The 525-nt window shown below is 58.5% G+C and carries 1 pseudogene; it reads right to left on the reverse strand.

What is annotated here, in order from left to right:
• Positions 1-120 precede the first annotated feature (120 nt).
• Positions 121-450 (reverse strand): annotated as a pseudogene (locus tag OKB81_RS20750) (nucleoside transporter C-terminal domain-containing protein); the annotation flags it as partial.
• Positions 451-525: the final 75 nt, after the last annotated feature.

Below are 525 nucleotides of genomic sequence, written 5' to 3' on the forward strand. Positions count from 1 at the left end.
TGATGGCCTCTCCTGAAAGAAAAACACCCTGTCAGCGTACCGCTCACAGGGTGGGGGTGACCATCTCATTAGACCCCCTGCCAAGGCAGGGGGTCGTCATGAGCAGCGCGGGGGGAGGACCTAGATCATCACACCGGCGATAACGGCGGAGAGCAGGCTCACCAGGGTGGAGCCATAGACCAGCTTCAAACCGAAGCGGGAAACCATGTTGCCCTTCTCTTCGTTGAGCGCCTTCACCGCACCGGCAATGATGCCGATGGAGCTGAAGTTGGCGAACGACACCATGAAGATGGAGAGGATGCCGACGGTGCGCGGGGAGAGCTCGGCGGCAATCTTGCCCAGATCCATCATGGCCACAAACTCGTTGGTCACCAGCTTGGTCGCCATGATGGAGCCGGCCTGCAGCGCTTCACTGCCCGGGATGCCCAGGATCCAGGCAACGGGATAGAACCGTCATTCCGCACCTGATTTTGCTATTTTCAGTGCTTGACGGCGATCGGCCGTTCTGATCTATTACTCTCTTTT

Origin of the sequence: Aeromonas sp. QDB56 (assembly GCF_027705505.1) — a bacterium.
Lineage (GTDB): Bacteria > Pseudomonadota > Gammaproteobacteria > Enterobacterales > Aeromonadaceae > Aeromonas > Aeromonas caviae.